The organism is Sphingomonas sp., assembly GCF_017304615.1.
Classification (GTDB): domain Bacteria; phylum Pseudomonadota; class Alphaproteobacteria; order Sphingomonadales; family Sphingomonadaceae; genus Sphingomonas.
In genome coordinates this window covers 202,824-223,929 of the sequence record NZ_JAFKLZ010000001.1, presented here as the reverse complement: position 1 = coordinate 223,929, position 21,106 = coordinate 202,824, and the positions used below count along the sequence as shown (strand labels likewise).

Sequence of the window (21,106 nt, the reverse complement as noted above, 5' to 3'; positions counted from 1 at the left end):
GATGCACAAGACCATGATGACCGCCGCGATCGCGGCGATGCTGCTCGCCGGATGCGCCAAGGGTCCGCCGCCCAAGCGCCAGCCGGGAAGCTGGTCGCAGACGATGGAGCTCAAGCGGTTCGAGGGCAAGGACGCCGAAAAGGCCAAGGCCGCGCTCGGTCAGATGTTCGCGGCGATGAATTCGGTGACCGTGTGCGTCACGCCAGAAATGGCGGAAAAGGAAGACCCGACCGCCAATCTCGAAAAGCTCGGCAGCGGCGGCGGCACCTGCACGTTCGACAAGAAGTCGGCGGCGGGCGGCTCGCTGGACGTCGCGGGCACCTGCAAGGACGCCGGGGGCAAGACCGCGAAGATCACCGCGGCCGGCTCGCTCGGCGCGACCGATCAGGATATCACGATGACCGTCGAAGGCTTCGACGCATCGGGCGCCAGGGAAGGCCTGATGGAAGTCCGCGTCCATTCGACCCGCAAGGGCGAATGCACCGCGAGCGACATGAAGGCACCGGGCGCGACGGCGATGTAATCATGGGGCGGCCGGGAGGGGCGACCCTCCCGCCTACCCCACCTTGCGGTAGGCCACCCGCCACATCACGACCGCGACGCCGGCGGCCATCGCGGCCATGACCAGGCTGGTCAGGAATCCGCTCGCCCAGCGATACAGCAACGCGCCCGCGTCCGTGGCGGGCATGGTGAACAGGCCATAGCCATAGGTCTGGCCGCCGAGAAACAGAGCGAACCCGATCGCCGCGCCCAGAACCGCCGCGGCCATCGGCCCGCGCCGGCCGCTGGCGTGGAGCAACGCCCAGGGGATCGCCGCCAGCGCAGTGATCGACAGCGCCGTCATCAATGACCCGATCAGCAGACCCGCGAGCAACGCGGCGGCATTGTGCGTTCCCGCAAATGCCATCAGCAGCACGCCGATCGCGCCGCCCATCAGCCCGCCCGCGCCGATCGCCAGCCCGACGCGGTCGATGCTGGTCTCGTACTGGCTCGATACTGGCCGTGCGGGCATGCCCCTCCCCTTTGCGCGCCACCTTAGCATCGCGGCGACGGCGCTCAAGCGCCTGGACTGTTTGCTCCGTTCGCACTGAGCTTGTCGAAGTGCGGGACCATCGGCATCGCTTGCAACACGTGCTTCGACAAGCTCAGCACGAACGGGGTTGACGGTCAGCGCAGGGCTTTCACCGCGGGCGTATCCAGACAACGCAGGAGGTCAACGCGCGAAAGCGTCGGGCGTGACGGCGGCGCGACATAGGCCGGCACCTCGACCGTCCGCCCAATCGGCTGCGTGCCGAACCCGCGCTGGCCGGTGCACCGCTCCGCCGCCGCGAGCAGCTTGGGCGGCGTATCCCACGCCTCGTAGGATAGCCGGAACGTCCCCCAATGCACGCCGATCGCTCGCGCCGCGCCCAGCCGGCGATAGACCTCGACCGCATCGACCGGCCCGATATGGCTTCCCGACGCCATCTGCCCGGCGGTAAAGCGGAACGCGCCGATCGGGATCAGCGCGAGCCGGATCGGGCCGTAACTCGCGGCCTTGTCCGCCCAGCCGAGATCGCCCGCCCCGGTGTCGCCCGCGAAGAACAGATTGCCGCCGCTCGGCAATCGCACCACGAAGCTCGACCACAAGGCGCGGTTGCGGTCGGTGAACCAACGGCTGTCCCAATGGTGGCCGCGATTGACCACGACGTCGATCCCCGGCCGCACCGCCACGCGCCCGCCCCAGTCGCGCGCGGTCGCCGGGACCCCCGCCTGCCCGATCACGCTGTCGTTGCCCAGGCTGGTGACGATCAGCGGCTTGTCGCGATCCCATAACCGTTTGAGCGTCGTCAGGTCCATGTGATCGTAATGATCGTGGCTGACGAGCACGAGGTCGATCTTGGGGAGATCCTCGAACCGGATGCCCGGCTCGGCGACGCGCGTCGGTCCGAACCCGAGCGGCCCCGCACTCTTGCTCCACACGGGATCGGTCAGGATGTTGATGCCCGCCGTCTGCACCAGCACGCTCGAATGCCCGACCCATGTCGCCAGCATCCGGTCGCCCTCGACTCGCGCGGGCGGCCGGGCCGGCGTCACCGCGATGCGAGCGGGCCATGCCGGGCGGTCGTCATTGCCCAGCGCATAGCGCGCGATCGTCGCGAAACCGTTGGCCGGCGTGAATACTTCGTCGCTGCCATCGGGGTTGAAGAAATGCTCGCCGTCGAAATGGCTGCTCGCGGACCCGCGATAATAGCGCGCGTCGAGGAAATGCGGGAGGATCGCCAACGTCAGGGACGACAGGATGACGGTCCACAACAGCGCCGTGCCGATCCACCGCGATACTCTGCCGACAAACGCCATTTCCCGCCCGTCTCACAGCGGGCCGGGCGGTTCAAGCCGCGATCAGCCCTGGTCCTCGTACGCGAATTGCAGGATACCCCAGTGCCGCCCCTTTACCGCGATCGACGCGATCACTTGCTTGAGCAACAGCACTTCGCCCGACGCCGTCGCGCGGCGATACGCCTTGAGACAGAACGGATCGGTGATCTTGCACTGCGCCTGCGTCTCCGGAAAATCGAACACCAGTCCCTGGCGCGAATGTTCGGCGTTCCACGCATCGTCGCCGGGGCGTTGCGGATGCGCGCGTTCGGGCATCGCCACCGCGCCGAAGCCGTTGCGATCGGTGAATGTCATGCCGAAGAAGCCCTTGTGTCCGCGCGCCGTCTCCTGGTGGGGGCGCGCCGCCGGAACGATGATGCGCTGGACCGGGTGCGTGAACTGCGCCGGACTGCTGCCCGGGATCGGCGTATAATCATCGCTGAACAAGTCGGCCGCGCTGATCTCGCCGTCCGCCAGCGCCGCTTCGAGCCGTCCCGCCACCGCGTTCGCGGTATCGAGGCCGAACCGGATATAGGGCGAATCCACGATCTCGACGCCGCTTTGCGCGAAATATTGCAGCAGGGTGTTGGTGTCGTCGCTGACCCCGGTCAGGCGCTGCGACAGCCGTTGCAGGCCGTCGGCATTGCCGGTTGAGCTGTGCGCCAGGCTGCCCAGGCCGGTGCGGATATTGCCGATCGATTCGACGATAAAGCCGATCGAGTCCGCCACGTCCTCGCTATTGTCCGACAGGCCATGCATCAGCGTCGACAGCCGCCCGACCAGCGCCTCTATGTCGCGCGTGCCGTCATGCGCCGACTGCGCCTTTTCGACGCCGTGCGCGACACGGCCGAGCATCCCCGACGCCTCGCCGGTCAGCGCGCGGATCGATTGTTCGATCTTCTGCGTCGCGGTCGCGGTTTCGTTGGCGAGCTTCTTCACTTCCTGCGCGACAACCGCGAAGCCGCGGCCCGCGTCGCCCGCGCGCGCCGCCTCGATCGTCGCGTTGAGCGCGAGCAGATTGGTCTGGCTGGCGATCCCGCTGATGACCGAGGTGACGTGGGCCACCGTCTCCAGCGCTTCGTTGAAACCGCCCAGCGCGGCGTGGATGTCGCTGACCTGGTCGATCAGCTCGACGACATTGGCGGTCGCGGTCGACAGCTGGCGGCTCGAATCGTCGATCACCGCGCGCGCCGCGCTCGCGCTGTATCGCGCTTCCTGCGCCGCGGTCGCGATACTCTCGCCGTTTTCCGCCAGCCGTATGGCATCCCCGCCGATCGTCTCGATCGTCGTCGCCTGGTCGGTCACGCGGCCCGCCAGTTCGCTGATGTCGGCCTGAAGATCGAGCGTCCGGATACCCAGCTCGCCCGACATCCGCGCCGCGGTCTGGACGGTTTGCGCGATGTCCAAATCAAACCCCCTGGAAAATCAGGGGAAAGCGTTAGGGGATGATGGTTAAATACTGCTTAGCGAATGACCGGCCTAGGTGTGCCACGCGCCCGCGAGCGCGAGCACGACGCCGATGGCGACGAGGAACAACCCCAGCATCTCGCTGCGCGCGGTCCGTTCGCCCAGATAGAAGTGCGCGAACGCCATCGTGAACGCGACCTCGATCTGCCCGACGATCCGCACCAAGGCCACCGGCGCCGAGGCGAAGCCGGTAAACCAGCACGCCGACGCGACCGACGACATCAACCCGACCTGCCCCGCCGTGCGCCATTCGGCGAACACCGCCGCCACCTGATCACGCTCGCGCCACACCAGGTATGCGCCCTGCAGCACCGTCTGCAGCGCGACCGTCACCGCGAGCACGATCAGCGCGGCGCGGATATGATCGGGCGTCCGCACTTCCTGCGTCGCGGCACGTATCCCGATCGTCGTCAGCGCGAACATGAACCCGGACGCGATGCCGTAGCGCGCCGCCGGCTGCCCGAGCGAACGCAACAGCTCGCCCGGCCCCATCCGCTTGCCGCCGGTCGACAGGATCATGACGCCCGCGACGCCGAAGCCGATGCCGATCCAGGTTAGCGGCCTCAGGTGATCGCCGAGCAACAGGACCGACAGCAACGCGCTCTGCACCGCTTCGGTCTTAGAATAGGCCGTGCCGACGACGAAGTTGCGTTCGCCGAATGCCATCAGCAACAGGTTGGTCGCGATAATCTGCGCGAGGCCGCCGCCCAGGCAGTAAGGAAGAAACCAGTTTCCGAGCGCCGGAAACGCCGCCGGGGCAAACCAGAACTGGTAGCCGCATACGAGCAGGACCGCGATCGGCAGGCCGTAGAGATAGCGAACCAGCCCGGCCGCGTTGACCGACAGCGTCCGCGACACGCGGCGTTGCACCGCGGTCCGCCATGCCTGCAACGCGCCACCGATCAGCGCGGCGGGCAGCCAGAGCGGGATCATGCCCGTTCCAGCAATTTCTCCCGCGCGATCTTTTCCTTCCACACCAGCGGCGCGAGCTGGTGGACGTTGTGCCCCTCGCTGTCGACCGCGACGGTGACGGGGAAATCGACCACCTCGAACTCATAGATCGCTTCCATGCCCAGGTCTTCGAACCCGACCACTTTCGAGCCTTTGATCGCCCGCGCGACCAGATACGCCGCCCCGCCGACCGCCATCAGATAGGCCGACTTGGCCTCCTTGATCGCCTCGGTCGCGGCCGGGCCGCGCTCGGCCTTGCCGACGCACGCCAGCAGGCCCTGGTCGAGCATCATCCGCATGAACTTGTCCATGCGCGTGGCGGTCGTCGGACCCGCCGGGCCGACGACTTCCTCGCCGACCGGATCGACCGGTCCGACATAATAGATCACGCGGCCACGGAAGCTGACCGGCAGTTCCTCGCCCTTGGCCAGCATGTCGGCGATGCGCTTGTGCGCAGCGTCGCGGCCGGTCAGCATCTTGCCGTTGAGCAGCAGCCGGTCGCCCTGCTTCCACCCCTGCACCTGCTCCGGCGTCAGCGTGTCGAGATCGACGCGGATCGCCGCGCCGTCCGGCTTCCAGTCGACCTTGGGCCATTCGTCCAGCTTCGGCGCGGGCAGGTAACTCGGCCCCGACCCGTCGAGCGTGAAATGCGCGTGGCGGGTCGCGGCGCAGTTCGGGATCATCGCGACCGGCTTGCCCGCAGCGTGGCACGGCGCGTCCTTGATCTTGACGTCGAGGATGGTCGACAGCCCACCCAGCCCCTGCGCGCCGATGCCGAGCGCGTTGACCTTGTCGAAAATCTCGATGCGCAGCGCCTCGATGTCGTTCTTCGGCCCGCGCGCCTTCAGCGGGCCCATGTCGATCGGCTCCATCAGCGCCTGCTTCGCCAGCAGCACGCAATGCTCAGCCGTCCCGCCGATGCCGATGCCGAGCATCCCCGGCGGGCACCACCCCGCGCCCATCTGCGGCAGCATCTCGATCACCCAGTCGACGATCGAATCGCTCGGGTTCATCATCTTGAACTTGGACTTGTTCTCGCTGCCTCCGCCCTTCGCCGCGACATCGACCGACACGCGGCTGCCCGGTACCATGACGACGTGGAGCACGCAGGGCGTGTTGTCCTTGGTGTTGCGCCGCGTGAAGGCGGGGTCCTCCAGCACCGACGCTCGCAGCTTGTTCTCAGGATTGAGGTAAGCGCGCCGGACGCCCTCATCGACCACGTCCTGCAACGACCGCGAGGTGTCGTCCAACCGGCAATCCATGCCCCATTCGATGAAGACGTTAACGATGCCGGTGTCCTGGCAGATCGGCCGATGCCCCTCCGCGCACATTCGGGAATTGGTCAGGATCTGCGCGATAGCATCCTTCGCCGCCGGCCCTTGCTCTGCCTCATACGCCTCGCCCAGCGCATGGATGTAGTCCATCGGATGGAAGTAGGAGATGAACTGCAAAGCGTCGGCGACGCTCTCTATCAGGTCGGCGGTGCGGATGGTGGTAGTCATAGCCCGCCCCTATGCGACGCCCGCGTTTCCCGCAACGCCGCCCTGAACAAGGGAAGCGTTCGATTAAAGTTAGTGGAGATGCGTCCGATCTGGCCGTTCCGGCGTTAAGAGCGCCTATGACGGTTAGTATAGATGACGATAACGATACGCCCACCCAGATGGAGAGCGCCGCGCGAATGGCCGCGATCGATCGTTCGCAGGCAATCATCGAATTCGATCTCCAAGGCAATGTGATCGAGGCGAACGACAATTTCTGCCACCTGTTTGGCTATAGCCGCGGTGAGATCGTCGGGCGGCATCATCGCATGTTCTGCGATACCGAATATGCCCATTCAGACGATTATCGCCGCTTCTGGACGAAGCTCGGCCGTGGCGAGTTCGATTCGGGTCGCTATTGCAGGATCGGCCGCGGCGGACGCGAAGTGTGGATCCAGGCCACCTACAATCCGCTGCTCGACGCGGACGGCAACCCGCGCAAAGTCATCAAGTTCGCCAGCGATGTAACCGCACAGGTCGTGCTCGAGCGTGAGGCGCAAGCCCGCCTGTACGAAGTGGAGGAACTCCGCGCCGAGGCCGACACGCGCCACCGCGAATTGCAGGACACGATCGCCGCAGTCGGCGCGATCGTCGATTCGATCGGTCAGATCGCGCACCAGACCAACCTGCTGGCGCTTAACGCGACAATCGAGGCCAAACGTGCCGGCGATGCCGGGCGCGGCTTCGCGGTCGTCGCACAGGAAGTGAAAAAGCTCGCTGCGGATACCCGCGAAGCGACCAGGCGCGCCGGCCGCCTCATCGGCCGGTCCTGATCCGCGCCTCAGTCGCGGTCGGTCGGCGCGCCGAGCGGGAACATGTGGCGGTACGGCCGCGCCTCATCGAGCGCCCGCGCGTAGCTGGGCCGCGCGAGCAGCCGGTCGCGGTACGCCCAGACGTTCTTATGCTCCTTCGGGATCGCATGCGTCCAATCCGCATAGAGCAACGCCGGCGCCGCCGCGCAATCGGCGAGGCTGAACGTGTCCCCCGCCGCCCATTCGCGCTCCTCCAGCAATCCGTCGAGCACGCGATACGCCGTCTCCAACCGCGCGCGGAAGATTGCCTCGTCGCCCTGGTCGCGCTTGAGGGCGATTGTGACGATCCGCTGTTGCGGCGTCTGGATGTAATTGTCGAAGAAGCGGTCCATCTGCCGCACCTCGATCGCCGCATCGCGGTCGTCGGGGATGAAGCGCGTCGCGCCGGGATAATGCGTGTCGAGATATTCGATGATGATCGTCGCTTCGGTGATGACGCGCTCGCCATCGGTCAGGATCGGGAACTTGCCGATCGGCCACAGCCGCATGAATTCGCCCCAGACCGGCTCGCTGCCGTCCAGCATCTTCAGCTCGAACGGCGTGTCGTTCTCGTACAGCGCCATCTCCGCCTTGTGGCAATAGGAGGACAGCGGGTGGGCATAGAGCGAAAGGGGCATTGGCGGTCTCCGTCGCGATCGATTGCCTCCTCTATCGTCACGGAAACCGCGTTGCGCTAGCGTCGATCGCATGAAGATTCGGATCGCCTTCGCACTATCGCTGGCCGCTTTGCCGTTCGCCGCGCCCGCCGCCACCACCGATTTGCCGTCGCGCGCTTATGCGACGCTCGACGGTCGCCGCATATCGGAGGTGGCGATTGACGCGCGCGTCGCGCGCCTGATGGCGGCCAACAACGTCACCGGGCTGGGCATCGCGGTCATCCGCGGCGGCAAGGTCGTGTTCCGCCAGAGCTACGGCTATGCCGATCTGGAGACGAAGACGCGGCTGACGTCGGGGACGATCATGTATGCCGGGTCGCTGACCAAGGCGACGTTCGCCTGGATGGTGATGCAATTGGTCGATGAGGGGAAGATCGACCTCGACAAATCGATCGCAGAATACCTCCCCAAACCCTTGCCTGATTACGAGAATTTCTCCGACCTGAAGGGTGACGAGCGCTGGCGGCGGCTGACGATGCGGATGCTGCTCAACCATACCAGCGGCTTCCCCAACCTCCGCTTCTTCGAGGACGACAAGAAGCTGCGCCTGCGCCGCGATCCGGGCACGCGCTACGGCTATTCGGGCGAGGGCTTCCGCGTCGCGCAACTGGTGCTCGAACAGGGACTTGGCATCGACGTCGGCAAGGAGATGCAGCGTCGCATCTTCGACCGGTTCCGCATGAACGATTCGTCGATGACGTGGCGCGACGATTTTACCGGGCGGCTGGCGTTCGGCTATAACGAGCAGGGCGAGCGCCAGGGGTTCCGCCAGCGCCGCGTGGCGGGCGCGCTCGGCTCGCTCGACACGACGCTGACCGACTGGTCGCGCTTCCTCGCGGCCGTTGTGCGCGGCGACGGGCTCAGCCGCGCCGCGTTTGCCGCAATGATTCGCCCGACCGTTTTTATCGACAGCCCGACGCAATTTCCGACGCTCACCGACGCGCGGACCGACCGGTGGAAAGCAAAGAAGCTCGGCTACGGGGTCGGCTGGGGAACGTTCGAAAGCCGCTTCGGCCGTGCCTTTTTCAAGGAAGGACATGACGACGGCACCGACAATTATGCGGTGTGCGTCGTGGCGCGGCAAAGCTGCATCCTGTTGATGGCGAACGACAATCGGGCGACCAACATCTTCGTGCCGTTGGTCGACGAGTTGCTCGGCCCGATCGGCCTGCCCGCGGAATGGGAAGGCTATCGCCCCTGAGGCGACGTTGCGGCACGGTAAAATCGCCGCGATCGGCAAGCGTTTCCTAACGACTCCCGCGCTACGGCGGGATCATGTCGCGTACCGTCAGAACCAGGAATACCGATTTACCGCGCCCGATCTGGGGGGCGCTGGGGCTCACCGCCGACACGACGCCGGAGGTTACCGACAGCCATTTGAGCCGACTTGCCGAAGTCGCGGCGATCTGGCCGTTCGTCCTGTTCGCGCAACTGCTTGCGCCCGCCGTGGTGGCGCTGATCTTCTACCATTTCGGACGCGCCGACCTGCTCGACCAAACCGCGACGCGCGGCGGGTTGATCCTGCTGATGTCGCTGGGCGCGCTGCTCCAGCTCAAATTGCCCCGCGCTCGGACCTGGCCCACGCAAGCCCAGGTCAGAACCCTGACGCTGAGCGCGGCCGGAATCGGCGCGGGTCTCCTGTCGCTGCTCCCGCTACTGACAAGCGCGGATCTCACACAGTTCCACCTGGTCGGCTTCGTCGCGGTATTCTCGGCGGTCACGATCACGGCGATCGCGATCCATCCGGTCCGCGCCGCAACGCTCGCTTATGCCGCGACGCTCGGCGTGGCGGTAATATTGAAATCGGGAGTCGCGCTGCCGTCCGCGGTCGCCGCGATCGCCTTCGCCACCTTGGTCGTCGCGACGGTGCGGCTGGCGCGCGACGATCAGACGGCGACCGAGCAGCACAATTCGACCGGCCATGCCGGGCGTCTGGCAGGCCAGCTCGTCCGCGAGGTCGAGGAGCATGGCGACGGCTGGTTCTGGCAGACCGATCGCCATGGCTATTTCACCTATCTGTCGGCGAAAGTCGGCGATGAATTGTCGCGGCTCGGGGTCGAGACGGCGGGCATGCGGCTGATCGACGCGTTCCGCACAGACACTGGATCGGGCGACACCGAACGCTCGCTCAATTTCCATCTGGCGACCCGAACGTCCTTCTCCGATTATTCGGTGCGCCCTGCCACCGCGGAGGATAGCGAGCGTTGGTGGTCGATTTCCGGCCGTCCGATCCTCGACGATCTCGGCCGGTTCCAGGGTTTTGTCGGCTCCGGCCGCGACTTGACCGAAAAGCGCCGCTCGGAAGCGGAGATCCAGCGGCTTGCGATGTTCGACGGCCTGACCGGCCTCTCAAACCGCCAGCGCATGCGCGCCACGCTCGACAAGACGCTGGCGCCGCAGGCGGGCTCCCCGGGCACGACCGCGCTGTTCCTGCTCGATCTCGACCGCTTCAAGGCGGTCAACGACACGCTCGGCCATCAGGTCGGCGACGCCCTGCTCAAGCAAGTCGCGCAGCGGCTGCAACGCGCGGTCGGTGACGTTGGACTGGTCGGCCGGCTCGGCGGCGACGAGTTCAAGGTCGTGCTGCCCGGCATGGGCAATCGCGAGCGGCTGAGCGAGCTCGCCACGACGATCATCGGTTCGGTGTCGCAACCCTATTTCATCGAGGGGTCCTCCATCTCGATCGGCGCGTCGATCGGCATCGCAATCGCCCCGGAAAACGGCACCGATTCGGAAACGCTGATCCGCAACGCCGACATCGCGATGTATGCGGCGAAGGGTGACGGCCGCGGCATCCACCGCTTCTTCCGCGAGGAATTGCTGGAGGGCGCCAAGTCGCGCAAGCAACTGGAAGACGATCTGCGTCATGCCCTGGTCGCCGACCAGTTCCACGTCGCTTACCAGCCGGTGGTGTCCACCGAAGGCGCCCGCATCGTCGGGTACGAAGCGCTGATCCGCTGGGACCATCCCTCGCGCGGCAGTATCAGCCCCGCCGAATTCATCCCGATCGCCGAAGAAGCCGGGCTGATCGAATCGATCGGCGAATGGGTGCTGCGCACCGCGTGCCGGGAAGCGGCGACCTGGCCCAATTACGTCCGCGTCGCGGTCAACGTGTCGCCGATCCAGTTCGCCAACCCCGCGCTGCCCACGATCGTCACCTCGGCGCTCGCCAATTCGGGCCTCGCGCCGCAGCGCCTCGAACTCGAGATCACCGAAGGCGTCTTCCTCAACGAGGATTCGTCGTCGGAACAGATGTTCAAAGCCCTGAAGGGCATCGGCGTCCGCCTGGCGCTCGACGATTTCGGCACCGGCTATTCGTCGCTCGGCTATCTGAAGAAGGCGCCGTTCGACAAGATCAAGATCGACCAGAGCTTCGTGCGCGGCGCAGCCGCACCCGGCAACCGCAACGCCGCGATCATCAAGGCGATCGTGACGCTCGCCAACACGCTCCACATGGAAACCACCGCCGAGGGCGTCGAGCATCAGGACGAGGTCGAACTGATCCGCGAGCTGGGATGCAGCCACATTCAGGGCTTCGTCTATGGCAAAGCCGCGCGGTGCGAGGACGTGATCCAGCAGCTCCGGGCCGCCGCCGGCGTCGCCACCGCCCAGGGGTACAAGGTCAGCCGCAGCCCGCGCGCGACGATGCTGCGGTCTGCCCAGCTCGACCTCGGCGCCGAACAGGGCGAAGTCCGCATCCGCAATATCTCGTCGACCGGCGCGATGATCGACGGCATCGAATTCCCGAGCCAGTCGATCGGCGTCGAGATGATGATCGAGCTGCTCGAAGGCCAGATGTTCCCCGCCACGCTGCGTTGGGCGCAGGACGGCCGCGCGGGACTCGAGTTCAACCAGTATTTCAATCTCGAACGGCTGAACGCCGCCAATCGGGGCCTGCGCAAGGCCGGCTGAGCTAGAGGGTCAACGCGAAGCGCGGCCCGATCCACGTCATCGCCGCGTACAGCGCGATCGTCAGCGCGCAGCCCAGCGCCAGCGCCAGCCAGAAACCGGTCCCATGGCGCAACAGGAGGGGTATCAGCAGGAACATCGGCAGCGAGGGCAGGACATACCAGAACGTCGCGCCGGCATGCGCCGCCATGTTTTCCACATCGGGCTTTTCGGACCAGAGCCAGATCATCCCCAGCACCGACACCAGCGGCAACGACGCGATCAGCGCGCCGAATCCGGGGTATCGCTTCGCCAGGGTCGATGCGATCGCGATCAGGATGCCTGAAACGGCGGCCTTCAAAATTAGGTAAGCCATGGCTCTCTATCCGAATCGTTGCTTGATGGGTCGCGACCGAACCAGACGACGACCGCCGACCACAACCGGTTGATTCCATTCTGTCGTCGGCGAAAAAATTTGTCCGGTTCGGCGTTCGTTCCCTTGCTTTCCGCGAACCCCGCAGAAACCCGCGCGTCGCGCCGAATTGCTCCCCTCGACCCGCCGACGAACCGAATCAAAATAGCGACGAACCGAGTCTTTAAATCGTCATTTACTGTCTTGCGTCGCGGCCCAGTTCGGCACAATCTGTAGAGGTTCAGTTCGGGGGCGAACCCAAGCACTGGTAGATCGATGGCCGCAATACCATATTGCGGAGACGGTCTTCCTGTGTCCGATCCACAGGCTGTGGACACTTTTTGTTCTTGGCCGCTGCACCCCGGATGGTAGCATGGGGGTTCGCCCCTGAGTCGTAGTGACGAAAGCGGTAAAACCAGGGGCGCGTGATGGATTTCAGAGACACCGAAGGAACGGGCGAGAACATGGCGACTGATGCGATCGAGGCAGCGACCCAGGCCCTGGAAAAGGTGGCGGCGAACGCGGCGACCGTCGCCAAGGCCCAGCCGGTCGAACGCGATTCGAAGGCGGTCAAGCCACAGCCTTACGCGCTTGAGGTCGATCATTCGCGCGACGCGCTGCTGACCGATTTCGGCAAGGAAACGCTCAACGATCGTTACCTGCTGCCGGGCGAATCGTATCAGGATCTCTTCGTCCGCGTGGCGTCCGCCTATGCCGACGACGCCGCGCACGCGCAGCGCATCTACGACTATATCTCGCAACTGTGGTTCATGCCCGCGACCCCCGTGCTGTCGAACGGCGGCACCGGGCGTGGCCTGCCCATTTCGTGCTTCCTCAACTCGGTGCCCGACAGCCTGAACGGCATCGTCGACACCTGGAACGAGAATGTCTGGCTGGCGTCGCGCGGCGGCGGCATCGGCACCTATTGGGGCAACGTTCGCGGCATCGGCGAGCCGGTCGGCCTCAACGGCAAGACCAGCGGGATCATTCCGTTCGTGCGCGTGATGGACAGCCTGACGCTCGCGATTTCGCAAGGCTCGCTGCGCCGCGGCTCGGCCGCCTGCTATCTCGACATCAGCCACCCGGAGATCGAGGAGTTCCTCGAAATCCGTAAGCCCTCGGGCGACTTCAACCGCAAGGCGCTGAACCTTCACCATGGCGTGCTGATCCCCGACGCCTTCATGGAAGCGGTGCGTGATGGCAGCGAATGGGCGCTCAAGTCGCCCAAGGACGGGTCGGAGCGCGGCAAGGTCGATGCCCGCGCGCTGTTCCAGAAGCTGGTCGAAACGCGTCTTGCGACCGGCGAACCCTACATCATCTTCGCCGACCACGTGAACAAGAACATGCCGCGGCACCACCGTGAGCTGGGCCTCAAGGTCTCGACCTCGAACCTGTGCTCCGAGATCACGCTGCCGACCGGCAAGGACCATCTCGGCAACGAGCGCACCGCGGTCTGCTGCCTGTCGTCGCTCAACCTCGAAACCTGGGACCAGTGGAACAAGGCCGAGGGGTTCATCGAGGACGTGATGCGCTTCCTCGACAACGTCCTGCAGGATTATATCGACCGCGCCGAGCCGGGTATGGAGCGCGCCGCCTACTCCGCGATGCGCGAGCGCTCGGTCGGCCTCGGCGTGATGGGCTTCCACTCCTTCCTCCAGGCGCGCGGGCTGCCGTTCGAAGGCGCCATGGCCAAGTCGTGGAACCTCAAGATGTTCAAGCACATCAAGGCGCAGGCCGACGAAGCGTCGATGGCGCTGGCGGTCGAGCGCGGCCCCTGCCCCGACGCCGCCGACATGGGCGTGATGGAGCGTTTTTCGTGCAAGATGGCGATCGCGCCGACCGCGTCGATCTCGATCATCTGCGGCGGCACCTCGGCGTGCATCGAGCCGATCCCGGCCAACATCTACACCCACAAGACGCTGTCGGGCAGCTTCTCGGTCAAGAATCCGTATCTCGAGAAGATCTTCATCGAAAAGGCGAAGAACACCGACGCCGTGTGGAACTCGATCCTCGAGCGCGGCGGGTCGGTGCAGCATCTCGACTTCCTCACCCAGGAGGAAAAGGACTGCTACAAGACCAGCTTCGAGATCGACCAGCGCTGGCTGATCGAGCTCCAGGCCGACCGCACGCCGTTCGTCGACCAGTCGACCAGCCTCAACCTGTTCATCCCGGCGGACGTCGAAAAGTGGGACTTGCTGATGCTCCACTTCCGCGCGTGGGAACTGGGCGTGAAGTCGCTCTACTACCTCCGCTCGAAATCGGTCCAGCGCGCCGGCTTCGCGGGCGGCGTGGAAGCCGACAACACGATCGAAGCGCCCAAGTTCGAACTGGGCGAGTCGACCGACTACGATGAATGCCTCGCTTGCCAATAAGATGGCGCGAGCATCGGCCATAAACGACGCCCCGGCCCGCATCGCTGCGGCCGGGGCTCGCTCAACCGTCGCGCAGGCTGGCCCGCGCGCGGGGCAATCGGCGTTACGCTTCTTCCTCGAACGTCACCGCCACGTCGGCGTTGGCGGACAGGCGCACCTTGTCGCCCTCGACCCCGGCGATCAGCCCGGTCGAGATGAAGTGGTGGTGCCCTTCGTGACTGCCCTCGCCGCTGTCGGCCTTGGTCAGCTTGATGCGGTCGCCCTCGACCTTGTCGACGGTGCCGACATGGACGCCGTCGGCGCCGATGACTTCCATGTGTTCCTTGATCGCGCTGGTATCGGCCATGGGGATGCTCCTTGGTTGATGGTTACGCGGGCAGAACGCACGACCGCGGAGTTGGTCGCATGACTCGCGCGCCGATCGTCATGGCCGCGGTCGCCAGCGTCGCGGGGCTGGGCGGCGTCGCCTCCCTCGTCGCGATCCGCGGGGCGGGCGAGGCCGCGACCTATGCCCGCCGCATGATCGCGACGATGCTGTTCGCGCTCGCGCTCATCCTCGGTTTCTTCGCCTGGTCGCTGGCGAGCTGGGGGGCAGCTTAGCCATGGGCGTGATCTTGCTCTTGGCAATGCTCGTATTGCTGCTGGTGGGCATCCATATGATAGTGCGGCCACAAGGATATGTCGGTCGTGGCCCGATACCCGCGCGCGATGCGAGTAATGTCCGCGCGATGGGATTTGTCTTCGCTTTTCTAGGCGGCGGCGTGACGTTTCTGTTCACCGCCCCGGTCTTTTTGTCGTCGCTATTTGTCTGATTCGTCTCGGAGTAAGCCCATGTCCCTTCTCGAAGCCCGCAAGCAGTACAAGCCGTTCGAATACCCCTGGGCGTTCGAATTCTGGAAGCGTCAGCAACAGCTCCACTGGCTGCCCGAGGAAGTCCCGCTGGGCGAGGATTGCCGCGACTGGGCGCAGAAGCTGAGCGACCACGAACGCAACCTGCTGACTCAGATCTTCCGCTTCTTCACCCAGGCGGACGTCGAGGTGCAGGATTGCTATCACGAGAAATACGGCCGCGTGTTCAAGCCGACCGAGGTCAAGATGATGCTGACCGCGTTCAGCAACATGGAAACGGTCCACATCGCCGCCTACAGCCACCTGCTCGACACGATCGGCATGCCCGAAAGCGAATATGGCGCCTTCCTCGAATATGCCGAGATGAAGGACAAGCACGATTACCTGCAGCAATTCGGCGTCGACAATGACGAGGACATTGCGCGCACGCTGGCGATGTTCGGCGGCTTCACCGAAGGCGTCCAGCTGTTCGCCAGCTTCGCGATGCTGATGAACTTCCCGCGCTTCAACAAGATGAAGGGCATGGGCCAGATCGTGTCCTGGTCGGTGCGCGACGAAAGCCTGCACTGCGAAGGCATCATCCGCCTCTTTCACGCCTTCGTGAAGGAACGCGATTGCCTGACCAAGGCGGTGAAGGACGACATCGCCGACCAGTGCCAGACCACCGTCCGGCTGGAGGATGCGTTCATCGACCTCGCCTTCGAACAGGGCCCGGTCAACGGCATGGCGCCGAAGGACATCAAGAAATACATCCGCTACATCGCCGACTGGCGGATGGGGCAATTGGGCATGAAGCCGATCTTCATGATCGACGAACATCCTTTGCCCTGGCTGACCCCGCTGCTGAACGGCGTCGAGCACGCCAACTTCTTCGAACAGCGCGCGACGGAATATTCGAAGGCCGCGACCAAGGGGCAGTGGAACGACGTTTGGGATTCGTTCGACAAGCGGCAAAAGGCGAAGGCCAAGCCGGCGGCGAACGAGGATGCGGGCGCTGCTGAGGGCGAGGACATGTTCAGCGCGAATGGGATGGCTGCGGAATAGCGATGGCAAAGAAACCTGAGGATGCACAATCAGATGCGGCAGCGCCTAGCGCTGCCGGCAAAACGAAGTCGATAAAGCGCTCTTATCCGCGGGCGCCTCTTGAGACGTGCATGAAGGTTGCCCTGATATTAAAGGAAAAGAATGGCGGAAATCCTTGGCCTCCGACAGAAGTCGCTAAGGCTCTTGGTCTAAGCGAAAAATCTAGCAATCTCGACTTATACACGGCGTCTGGAAGCCAATATCAAATAATTGAAGGCAGTCGTTACTCAGATAACGTAAGCCTAACGTCGCTAGGCCGCGAAATAGTATACGCGGATAGTTCGGAACGCGAGCTAGCCGGAAAGCGCAGCGCGTTCTTATCGATAGAGGTATTTAGAAAGGTTTTAGAACACTACGGTGGAAATAATCTGCCTGAAAAGCAATATCTGTCCAATACACTTCTCGACAAGTTCCAAATACCACTGGAAATTCAAGACGAGTTTGTCGCCGTATTCCAATCGAACTGTAACTATACAAAAATCGGGCAGAGCTGGTCTGCGAGCATGCCGGACTCTCGTGGTCGAATCGACCACAGCCTACCGGTGATTCGGACCGACGCGATAAATCCGAGTGGGAATAAGTGCTTCGTTATTATGCCTTTAGCAGAACGCGAGGGTGTTCGATCTGCCGGATTCTTTAGAGAAGTTTACGAAAGCCTCATCAAACCCGCAGTGACAAATGCCGGTTTCGGAGTAGAGACGGCGCTTCGTACAGGTAGTGATCTTATACATTCGACCATCATAAATGAGCTGTACGAAGCAGATATCGTATTGGCAGATATAACCGATCACAATCCGAACGTATTGTTCGAACTTGGACTTAGACTAGCCGAAAATAAGCCGGTGGCGATAATAAAGTCGGACGATACTGGTCGCATTTTCGATGTCGATAATCTGATCCGTGTTTGGGAATACGATGCTAATCTTTGGCCTTCTACCGTGGTAAAAAACCTCAGCGAACTAGAAGAGCATATCAAAGCGACATGGGCCAAGCGATCTGACGGTAGGTCGTACATCGACATGTTGCGAGGCCGGTAGGTTTATGGCGCGGAGTAAATCCGCGCCTTCAGCCGAATTGGGCTGCGACCCTCACTAATCTAACGATGGATACCTCCGCCGCGTATGCAGGACCGTCAGCACGTCGATCTCCGCTTCGGACGCGATGTGATAGACGATCAGATACGGAAGCCCGACGACCGAAAACTCGCGCGTCCCTTCGACCGCGCCGTTCCGCCCGAGCATTGGAAACTGCCCAAACATCATCGCCGTTTGCACGATCCGGGCGACGACACGATCCGCCGCCCCCAAATCGTCCTGTGCGATCCAGTCGCGGATCGCGGCGAGGTCGTCGCTCGCCTGCGGCGTGAAATTAACGCGCAAGCTTCAACGTATCGAGAACTTGCTCGGCCGGGATCATCGCGGCGCGGTTCTTTGCCTGGGCCAGGCCACGCTCGACCTTGGCGCGCTTCCAGGCGTCATATCCCGGTTCGGTGACGCCGATGTCGTCGTCCAGCTTGTCGGCCAGGGGCGCTTTTGGCTTCATAAGGTCGATATAACCGATTTTCGGTATCGGAGAAACGGGTTCGGGCGCGGAGTAAATCCGCGCCTTCGGCCGAGTTGGGCTGCGCCCACTCGCCGGCAGTGTTCGACATCGAGGCGGAAAATAGCTGCCGCTATTTTCCTATGTCGACCGCAGCCCGGCGTCGGCGGAGTCGTTCCTTCGACTGCCGGGCATTTCCACCGTGAACATTTCCAGACACGAACAGTGCGTGCTGCACGCGCGATCCGGGATCCCCGCAAAGTACACTTTGCGGGGTGGGGCGCAGGGCGGGCGTATCCAGCACCGCCGCTGTCCCGACACCGGCCGCATCCTGGCGGCAGACTGCTTCACCCGCGACGGGCATGTGCTGAGCGACTGCACGCTCGGCCTGTTCAGGAAGCTCAAGCGGCGCGGCCTGATCGCGTCGAGCGGCGGCCAGCCCTATCGCGTCACGCGGTTGGGGTTGAGCGCTGTGCGGGGGCAGCTGGATAACCGCTGACCGCGCGGAATTAGCGTGGCTAATTCCGGCCCTAGCGGTCAGCACGGCCGGCGGGCGGAGCCAGTCTCCGCCCGTCCGACGCCGCGGCTCAGCCGCGCCGCGCCCGGATGAATTTCCTACACCAGCAAATTTGGCTATATCAACGATCGACCTATAACCAATACGGCTCGCCAAATAGTTACCCCGACCCCGCTTTCCACTCCCCGCCTGTAACACGCCCCGCACCATTTTCGCGCAAACGACTCCCAGCGCCAGTGTGACTTTCGTGTGACCTTTGGATCGGCTAGTCGCGCAGCAAGTCCGCGCCTCCGGCCCGATCGGCAGGTCGGCTCCGAGCTGCGAAATACCTGCGTTATTCCGGCCCGGAGCCTGACATGCCCACCATCGCCCTCCTCACCTTCTCCAATATCTTCATGACGGTCGCCTGGTACTGGCACCTGAAGGGCGGGATGGCGAAGCCGTTATGGACCGTCATCGCGATCAGCTGGGGCATCGCGCTGTTCGAATATTGCCTCGCCGTCCCCGCCAACCGGATCGGCTATGCGCACGGGTGGAGCGGCGCGCAGCTCAAGGTCACGCAGGAGGTCATCGCGCTGACCGTCTTCGGCGTGTTCATGGTCACCGTGCTCGGCGAGCCGATCGGCTGGCGCCACGTGGGCGCGTTCTTATGCCTGGTGGGGGCGGTGGCTTTCCTTTTTGTCGGAAAGTGAGAACCTACTTGCCCGCGTCGCCCATCGCGTTCGCGAGAACCGCCAAATCGGCGTTGCTCACCGCCTCGCCCGTCGCGTCCTGCTGCGCTGCGCTCGCATTGCCCGCCGCGGGATCGGGCGCGTTGGCCTGCGCCACGTCGTACGCCGTCCACAGAATCCCGCCCGCCCAGAACAGGGCGGCCCAGCGGCTGCGGAAGATCTTCGAGGAGAACATGCCCTCGCCATGCCACGCGGAGGGTTAACGCTGTCGCTGCGGACACAGTTAACGGCCGCGCGCATCCGGCGCCGTCACCTCACCAACGTCTTCCCGCTGATCTCGCCATCGGGGAACTTGTCGGTGTGGATGTCGAGCAGCGCGCGCTGCCCGCGCATCGCGTTGACGAACTCGTCGAAGCTTGCCCCGGTATTGAGCAGCTTCGCCCCCGTTTCGTAATCGTATCCACGCACGGTCACGCGAAACCCCGTGCCGGTCGCCTTGTAATTCGGACCGTAAGGCAGCGGCAGGATCAGTTCGACATCGTCGGCGGTGCGATAGACGTGGAAATGGATCGGCCCGACCGGCTTCGCGACCAGGCCGTCATTGAGCTGATCGAGCGTGATGCCGGTGACGTCGAGATCGACCGATACCTTCTTCGTCGTCGTATCGACCTTAATGATAGCGGAGCCGCGCGCCGGGGAGCCGGTGGCTGTCGGCGGCGCGATGCCGGTCAGCGTCGCGCGAAACGTCATGGTCTTGGCAGTGGCGGGACTCGCCCCAATGAAGGCGATGGCGGCGAACAACGGAAACAAACGCATCAACGAACCTCAGGGCAACAATCGGCGCGATCTACCAAGCCATCGCGCAAATGTCACTTTGCCCCCGGCGGCGCTGGCTTGAGGTCGATCGACTTGATCCGCCACGCTTGGTCCTCGGCAGTCGCGCCGTCGATATCTCCGGTGCGGTGGAGCACGACGCTGCCGATCCAATAGGCCGCCTTGCCGTCCTTCAGCCGCGCATAGGGCTGCACCGGCACGGTGACATAGCGTTGGCCCGCGCCAGCATCTTCGCGGCCTGGAGCACCGACGTTAGCGCGATATTCGGTGTACTTGGCGAAGCTCGCGGCAAAAGCGTCGACGGATTGGCCGCTAGCCTGGCCGCCGTTGCCCCAAAGCTTCCACGCCTCCGCATATTTACCCTCGCCGATCAGCGCATAATAGGTTTGCACCACCTTCGCCGCGCCTTGCGGACTTTCGGGCGTGAGGGGCGTTTCGGAGATTGGCGTCTTGTCGTCGGCCAGGCCGCCCGGCTGGCCGGGCGCTGCAGGATTGAGCCGTTCGATCGCCGCGTCGGCCGCCGCATAATTGTCTATATCGTCCTGCGCTTCGTCAGCGGCAGCATGGATGTCGGCGGCATTGTTGGTAATCGCAGCCTGTTGCGAACAGGCCGTTGCCAGGATCGGCAAAAGGAAAAATGCACGCATGTCGTATCCTGCTGATGAAGCGGATAGAACGCCTGCCCGGATCGCGCGTTCCTAGAATTCGGCGAACCGTTTGTTGTCCGCAAAGCCTAGCCGCGTGACGCCCGCGCGCTTGATCGTTGCAAGCACATGGTCGAACGTGTCGTACCGCGATGCCGGATCGGCGTTGATCGTCAGCAACGACTGCTTGTCCGTGACCAGCGGCGCCAGCCGGTCCGGCAACGACGCCTCATCGACCGCCACGCCGTCGAGCGTCAGCGATCCGGACGCCGCAATGTCCAACCGATGCATCTTTTCCGGCGGTGTGGCGACCGGCGGCCCGGCCACCGGCAAGTCGATCGACACCTTCTGTGTCGCCATCGGGATCGTCAGGATCAGCATTACCAGCAAAACGAGCATTACATCGATCAGTGGCGTGATGTTGATCGATCCCATCGGCTGGTGGTCGGCGCGTGCGGTCATGGCGACTCTCCATTTTGGTATGTAATAACGTATCAGTCGCCGGAAAGAGCGCA

25 protein-coding genes are annotated in these 21,106 nt (G+C 64.1%); 11 read left to right on the top strand and 14 right to left on the bottom strand.

Annotation, left to right across the window (positions count from 1 at the left end):
* Position 1: 1 nt before the first annotated feature.
* Positions 2-523: a DUF3617 family protein gene (locus tag J0J06_RS01180; RefSeq protein WP_294039531.1), complete on the top strand. Its 522-nt coding sequence runs from the start codon at positions 2-4 to the stop codon at positions 521-523.
* A gap of 33 nt (positions 524-556) precedes the next feature.
* Here J0J06_RS01180 and J0J06_RS01175 read toward each other — a convergent pair whose 3' ends face one another.
* The 5 genes from J0J06_RS01175 to J0J06_RS01155 form a co-directional block, all read right to left on the bottom strand.
* Positions 557-1,012: a hypothetical protein gene (locus J0J06_RS01175; protein ID WP_294039530.1), complete on the bottom strand. Its 456-nt coding sequence runs from the start codon at positions 1,010-1,012 to the stop codon at positions 557-559.
* A 155-nt stretch (positions 1,013-1,167) separates the two neighbouring features.
* Positions 1,168-2,340 (bottom strand): MBL fold metallo-hydrolase, encoded by a 1,173-nt coding sequence (locus J0J06_RS01170; protein WP_294039529.1) that lies wholly within the window; start codon positions 2,338-2,340, stop codon positions 1,168-1,170.
* Positions 2,341-2,382: 42 nt separating this feature from the next.
* On the bottom strand, positions 2,383-3,729 hold the full coding sequence (locus J0J06_RS01165) for a methyl-accepting chemotaxis protein (protein WP_294040795.1): 1,347 nt from the start codon (positions 3,727-3,729) through the stop codon (positions 2,383-2,385).
* 108 nt (positions 3,730-3,837) lie between these two features.
* Entirely contained in the window at positions 3,838-4,758 is a 921-nt protein-coding gene (locus tag J0J06_RS01160) for an EamA family transporter (RefSeq protein WP_294039528.1), read from the bottom strand.
* Positions 4,755-6,278: a fumarate hydratase gene (locus tag J0J06_RS01155; RefSeq protein WP_294039527.1), complete on the bottom strand. Its 1,524-nt coding sequence runs from the start codon at positions 6,276-6,278 to the stop codon at positions 4,755-4,757. Before J0J06_RS01155 ends, J0J06_RS01160 begins: the two co-directional genes overlap by 4 nt.
* Before the next feature lie 116 nt (positions 6,279-6,394).
* Between J0J06_RS01155 and J0J06_RS01150 the strand changes: the two genes are divergently transcribed.
* Complete coding sequence (locus tag J0J06_RS01150; RefSeq protein ID WP_366931185.1) at positions 6,395-7,087, top strand: methyl-accepting chemotaxis protein; 693 nt, start codon at positions 6,395-6,397, stop codon at positions 7,085-7,087.
* An 8-nt stretch (positions 7,088-7,095) separates the two neighbouring features.
* On the opposite strand, the gene J0J06_RS01145 is transcribed toward J0J06_RS01150, so the two are convergent.
* The gene (locus J0J06_RS01145) at positions 7,096-7,743 is read right to left on the bottom strand and encodes a glutathione S-transferase family protein (protein ID WP_294039526.1); all 648 of its coding nucleotides are present in this window, start codon (positions 7,741-7,743) and stop codon (positions 7,096-7,098) included.
* Between the two features lie 70 nt (positions 7,744-7,813).
* On the opposite strand from J0J06_RS01145, the gene J0J06_RS01140 reads away from it, so the two are divergent.
* Positions 7,814-8,983 (top strand): serine hydrolase, encoded by a 1,170-nt coding sequence (locus J0J06_RS01140; protein ID WP_294039525.1) that lies wholly within the window; start codon positions 7,814-7,816, stop codon positions 8,981-8,983.
* A 74-nt stretch (positions 8,984-9,057) separates the two neighbouring features.
* Positions 9,058-11,694, top strand: coding sequence for an EAL domain-containing protein (locus J0J06_RS01135; RefSeq protein ID WP_294039524.1), 2,637 nt, complete (start codon positions 9,058-9,060; stop codon positions 11,692-11,694).
* Position 11,695: 1 nt separating this feature from the next.
* On the opposite strand, the gene J0J06_RS01130 is transcribed toward J0J06_RS01135, so the two are convergent.
* Positions 11,696-12,046: a DUF3147 family protein gene (locus tag J0J06_RS01130; protein WP_294039523.1), complete on the bottom strand. Its 351-nt coding sequence runs from the start codon at positions 12,044-12,046 to the stop codon at positions 11,696-11,698.
* 464 nt (positions 12,047-12,510) lie between these two features.
* On the opposite strand from J0J06_RS01130, the gene J0J06_RS01125 reads away from it, so the two are divergent.
* Positions 12,511-14,454: a ribonucleoside-diphosphate reductase subunit alpha gene (locus tag J0J06_RS01125; RefSeq protein ID WP_294039522.1), complete on the top strand. Its 1,944-nt coding sequence runs from the start codon at positions 12,511-12,513 to the stop codon at positions 14,452-14,454.
* A gap of 103 nt (positions 14,455-14,557) precedes the next feature.
* Here J0J06_RS01125 and J0J06_RS01120 read toward each other — a convergent pair whose 3' ends face one another.
* Positions 14,558-14,800, bottom strand: a complete 243-nt coding sequence (locus J0J06_RS01120) for a DUF2171 domain-containing protein (RefSeq protein WP_294039521.1) — start codon at positions 14,798-14,800, stop codon at positions 14,558-14,560.
* A gap of 59 nt (positions 14,801-14,859) precedes the next feature.
* On the opposite strand from J0J06_RS01120, the gene J0J06_RS01115 reads away from it, so the two are divergent.
* Genes J0J06_RS01115 through J0J06_RS01100 form a run of 4 tightly spaced genes read left to right on the top strand, consistent with a single transcriptional unit; the run spans position 14,860 to position 17,423 of the window.
* Positions 14,860-15,054, top strand: coding sequence for a hypothetical protein (locus tag J0J06_RS01115; RefSeq protein WP_294039520.1), 195 nt, complete (start codon positions 14,860-14,862; stop codon positions 15,052-15,054).
* 2 nt (positions 15,055-15,056) lie between these two features.
* Positions 15,057-15,266, top strand: a complete 210-nt coding sequence (locus J0J06_RS01110) for a hypothetical protein (protein ID WP_294039519.1) — start codon at positions 15,057-15,059, stop codon at positions 15,264-15,266.
* Between the two features lie 19 nt (positions 15,267-15,285).
* A complete protein-coding gene (locus J0J06_RS01105) occupies positions 15,286-16,347 on the top strand; it encodes a ribonucleotide-diphosphate reductase subunit beta (protein WP_294039518.1) in 1,062 nt (353 codons plus the stop codon).
* Positions 16,348-16,349: 2 nt separating this feature from the next.
* Positions 16,350-17,423 carry a hypothetical protein gene (locus tag J0J06_RS01100; RefSeq protein ID WP_294039517.1) on the top strand — a complete coding sequence of 358 codons (1,074 nt, stop codon included), beginning with the start codon at positions 16,350-16,352 and terminating at the stop codon, positions 17,421-17,423.
* 54 nt (positions 17,424-17,477) lie between these two features.
* Here the strand turns inward: J0J06_RS01100 and J0J06_RS01095 are convergent, their stop codons facing one another.
* Complete coding sequence (locus J0J06_RS01095) at positions 17,478-17,765, bottom strand: type II toxin-antitoxin system RelE/ParE family toxin (RefSeq protein WP_294039516.1); 288 nt, start codon at positions 17,763-17,765, stop codon at positions 17,478-17,480.
* Positions 17,755-17,928, bottom strand: a complete 174-nt coding sequence (locus tag J0J06_RS01090) for a stability determinant (RefSeq protein WP_294039515.1) — start codon at positions 17,926-17,928, stop codon at positions 17,755-17,757. The genes J0J06_RS01095 and J0J06_RS01090 overlap by 11 nt, the downstream gene beginning before the upstream one ends.
* 199 nt (positions 17,929-18,127) lie before the next feature.
* Between J0J06_RS01090 and J0J06_RS01085 the strand changes: the two genes are divergently transcribed.
* Positions 18,128-18,424: a YjhX family toxin gene (locus tag J0J06_RS01085; protein WP_294039514.1), complete on the top strand. Its 297-nt coding sequence runs from the start codon at positions 18,128-18,130 to the stop codon at positions 18,422-18,424.
* 374 nt (positions 18,425-18,798) lie between these two features.
* Positions 18,799-19,134, top strand: a complete 336-nt coding sequence (locus J0J06_RS01080) for a DMT family protein (protein WP_294039513.1) — start codon at positions 18,799-18,801, stop codon at positions 19,132-19,134.
* 4 nt (positions 19,135-19,138) lie between these two features.
* Here J0J06_RS01080 and J0J06_RS01075 read toward each other — a convergent pair whose 3' ends face one another.
* From J0J06_RS01075 to J0J06_RS01060, 4 genes are all read right to left on the bottom strand, one after another.
* On the bottom strand, positions 19,139-19,348 hold the full coding sequence (locus J0J06_RS01075; RefSeq protein ID WP_294039512.1) for a hypothetical protein: 210 nt from the start codon (positions 19,346-19,348) through the stop codon (positions 19,139-19,141).
* Positions 19,349-19,422: 74 nt separating this feature from the next.
* Positions 19,423-19,929, bottom strand: coding sequence for a CHRD domain-containing protein (locus tag J0J06_RS01070; protein WP_294039511.1), 507 nt, complete (start codon positions 19,927-19,929; stop codon positions 19,423-19,425).
* Positions 19,930-19,982: 53 nt separating this feature from the next.
* Entirely contained in the window at positions 19,983-20,594 is a 612-nt protein-coding gene (locus J0J06_RS01065) for a hypothetical protein (protein ID WP_294039510.1), read from the bottom strand.
* A gap of 51 nt (positions 20,595-20,645) precedes the next feature.
* On the bottom strand, positions 20,646-21,053 hold the full coding sequence (locus J0J06_RS01060) for a biopolymer transporter ExbD (protein ID WP_294039509.1): 408 nt from the start codon (positions 21,051-21,053) through the stop codon (positions 20,646-20,648).
* Positions 21,054-21,106: the final 53 nt, after the last annotated feature.

Excerpts from the sequence above, each read along its gene's own strand:
- J0J06_RS01180 (WP_294039531.1), top strand. The coding sequence starts at position 2 with ATGCACAAGACCATGATGACCGCCGCGATCGCGGCGATGCTGCTCGCC.
- J0J06_RS01175 (WP_294039530.1), bottom strand. The coding sequence starts at position 1,012 with ATGCCCGCACGGCCAGTATCGAGCCAGTACGAGACCAGCATCGACCGC.
- J0J06_RS01170 (WP_294039529.1), bottom strand. The coding sequence starts at position 2,340 with ATGGCGTTTGTCGGCAGAGTATCGCGGTGGATCGGCACGGCGCTGTTG.
- J0J06_RS01165 (WP_294040795.1), bottom strand. The coding sequence starts at position 3,729 with ATGTCGGGCGAGCTGGGTATCCGGACGCTCGATCTTCAGGCCGACATC.
- J0J06_RS01160 (WP_294039528.1), bottom strand. The coding sequence starts at position 4,758 with ATGATCCCGCTCTGGCTGCCCGCCGCGCTGATCGGTGGCGCGTTGCAG.
- J0J06_RS01155 (WP_294039527.1), bottom strand. The coding sequence starts at position 6,278 with ATGACTACCACCATCCGCACCGCCGACCTGATAGAGAGCGTCGCCGAC.
- J0J06_RS01150 (WP_366931185.1), top strand. The coding sequence starts at position 6,395 with ATGACGGTTAGTATAGATGACGATAACGATACGCCCACCCAGATGGAG.
- J0J06_RS01145 (WP_294039526.1), bottom strand. The coding sequence starts at position 7,743 with ATGCCCCTTTCGCTCTATGCCCACCCGCTGTCCTCCTATTGCCACAAG.
- J0J06_RS01140 (WP_294039525.1), top strand. The coding sequence starts at position 7,814 with ATGAAGATTCGGATCGCCTTCGCACTATCGCTGGCCGCTTTGCCGTTC.
- J0J06_RS01135 (WP_294039524.1), top strand. The coding sequence starts at position 9,058 with ATGTCGCGTACCGTCAGAACCAGGAATACCGATTTACCGCGCCCGATC.
- J0J06_RS01130 (WP_294039523.1), bottom strand. The coding sequence starts at position 12,046 with ATGGCTTACCTAATTTTGAAGGCCGCCGTTTCAGGCATCCTGATCGCG.
- J0J06_RS01125 (WP_294039522.1), top strand. The coding sequence starts at position 12,511 with ATGGATTTCAGAGACACCGAAGGAACGGGCGAGAACATGGCGACTGAT.
- J0J06_RS01120 (WP_294039521.1), bottom strand. The coding sequence starts at position 14,800 with ATGGCCGATACCAGCGCGATCAAGGAACACATGGAAGTCATCGGCGCC.
- J0J06_RS01115 (WP_294039520.1), top strand. The coding sequence starts at position 14,860 with ATGACTCGCGCGCCGATCGTCATGGCCGCGGTCGCCAGCGTCGCGGGG.
- J0J06_RS01110 (WP_294039519.1), top strand. The coding sequence starts at position 15,057 with ATGGGCGTGATCTTGCTCTTGGCAATGCTCGTATTGCTGCTGGTGGGC.
- J0J06_RS01105 (WP_294039518.1), top strand. The coding sequence starts at position 15,286 with ATGTCCCTTCTCGAAGCCCGCAAGCAGTACAAGCCGTTCGAATACCCC.
- J0J06_RS01100 (WP_294039517.1), top strand. The coding sequence starts at position 16,350 with ATGGCAAAGAAACCTGAGGATGCACAATCAGATGCGGCAGCGCCTAGC.
- J0J06_RS01090 (WP_294039515.1), bottom strand. The coding sequence starts at position 17,928 with ATGAAGCCAAAAGCGCCCCTGGCCGACAAGCTGGACGACGACATCGGC.
- J0J06_RS01080 (WP_294039513.1), top strand. The coding sequence starts at position 18,799 with ATGCCCACCATCGCCCTCCTCACCTTCTCCAATATCTTCATGACGGTC.
- J0J06_RS01075 (WP_294039512.1), bottom strand. The coding sequence starts at position 19,348 with ATGTTCTCCTCGAAGATCTTCCGCAGCCGCTGGGCCGCCCTGTTCTGG.
- J0J06_RS01070 (WP_294039511.1), bottom strand. The coding sequence starts at position 19,929 with ATGCGTTTGTTTCCGTTGTTCGCCGCCATCGCCTTCATTGGGGCGAGT.
- J0J06_RS01065 (WP_294039510.1), bottom strand. The coding sequence starts at position 20,594 with ATGCGTGCATTTTTCCTTTTGCCGATCCTGGCAACGGCCTGTTCGCAA.
- J0J06_RS01060 (WP_294039509.1), bottom strand. The coding sequence starts at position 21,053 with ATGACCGCACGCGCCGACCACCAGCCGATGGGATCGATCAACATCACG.